Origin of the sequence: Candidatus Pelagibacter communis (genome assembly GCF_001180025.1) — a bacterium.
GTDB lineage: Bacteria > Pseudomonadota > Alphaproteobacteria > Pelagibacterales > Pelagibacteraceae > Pelagibacter > Pelagibacter ubique_A.
This window is the reverse complement of sequence record NZ_CVSK01000062.1, coordinates 1-1,574: the sequence shown is the minus strand read 5'-3', so window position 1 is coordinate 1,574 and position 1,574 is coordinate 1. Positions and strand designations below refer to the sequence as shown.

General features: G+C 25.0%; 2 protein-coding genes. One reads left to right on the top strand and one right to left on the bottom strand.

Translation table 11 applies throughout. The features are described 5' to 3' along the window. Nucleotides 1-92: 92 nt before the first annotated feature. Complete coding sequence (gene hemE, locus AMN83_RS02945; RefSeq protein WP_075504195.1) at nt 93-1,097, bottom strand: uroporphyrinogen decarboxylase; 1,005 nt, start codon at nt 1,095-1,097, stop codon at nt 93-95. 267 nt (nt 1,098-1,364) lie between these two features. On the opposite strand from hemE, the gene AMN83_RS02940 reads away from it, so the two are divergent. Beyond that, a partial coding sequence (locus AMN83_RS02940; protein WP_143323640.1) for a kinase/pyrophosphorylase occupies nt 1,365-1,574 on the top strand: 210 nt, incomplete at its 3' end.

The window sequence follows — 1,574 nt, the reverse complement described above, 5'->3', positions numbered from 1 at the left end:
TATATCGAGCCACCTAGTAGAGTCGGGCGTTCCTAAATTAATTATCAAAACACCAGTTTTACCAAACTTTACAGGGGGGTGATTTTTTTCTATCATTTAAAATCTTTTACAATTTTGATTAAATTTTCTACCATTTCTGGATTAGTCTCAGGTAAAATACCATGTCCAAGATTAAATATATATGGATGATCTTTAAAGATTTCCAAATAATTTAAAGCTTCTTTTTTTAGGGTTTCTTTGTCTGTTAATAAAATTTTAGGATCTAAACCACCTTGAATGGGTATTTTTATTTCTTTAAGTATTTTTTTTGGATCAACATTATAATCTATACTAACAGCGTCAGGTTTAACAATATCACAAAATTCTTTATAATTTTTTATTTCTCTTGGAAAACATATCACTGGCACGTTTAAGGATTTTACATAATTTACTAGATTTAAAGTTGGGGTATAAATGTAGTTAGGTAAATCTTTTTCTTCTAACAAACCAGCCCAACTATCAAATATTTGGATTATATTTGCTCCATTATCAATTTGATTTTTTATGTGAATTTTTAAAAATTTTTCAATAATTAATAAAATTCTATTTATTAAAAATTCATCTTTAAAAAATTCCTTTTTTAAACTCTTTTTGGGTGATTGTTGGTTAATCATGTAAACTAATAAAGTCCATGGAGCACCAACAAATCCAATGGTGTTTTTATTGTTTAAACTAGTGTCTAAGCTTACTTTTTTTATTGCTTTATATACACGGTGTATTTTTTCTACAAAGTCAACTTCATCGGTTTTGGTAATTTCATCAAGATTTAGTTCCCCTAATTTCGGTCCAAAGTTTTTTTCAAATTCTACTTTTTGGCCTATTCCATAAGGAAGCATTAGGATATCTGAGAATATTATTGCAGCATCTAAATTAAATCTTTTTAATGGTTGCAGGGTTATCTTTGAAGATAAATCATCATTTAAACATAAATTAATAAAATTAGGATTTTCTTTTCTTATTTCTCTAAATTCCGGTAAATATCTACCTGCCTGTCTCATAATCCATATAGGATTGAATGAAGTATCTTTGTTAATTATTACTTTATTTAAAGGTTTCATAAATAAACATTATTAATTATTGTAGTTGTAATATATCTTGTGAATAAAGGTGATTAATTTTTATAAACATTATATTCACAATTTACCAACATCTTGTGTGAGTAAAATTGTTAAAAATGAAGCTTTTTTTAAGATATTAATTTTTGTGGATAGTTTTGCCCTATTTATTATTAATGTTAATAAATAGCAGTTTTTACAAGGTTAATTTTAAAAATTTTAAATTATGCAATTTAATTAAAAAACTACAAATTTATTAACAATTTATTCATGAGTAATACATATCAAATTTATTTAATTTCTGACTCAACGGGCGAGACTTTGGATAGAATATTTTTAGCCCTGAAGGCTCAATTTTTAAATATAGAGTATAAGGTTCATTCTTACTCTTTTACAAGAACAGAAAACCAAATTTTAAAAATTTTAGAAGATGCAGAAAAAAACTCAAATGCAATAATTTTATATACTATTGTAGATAAT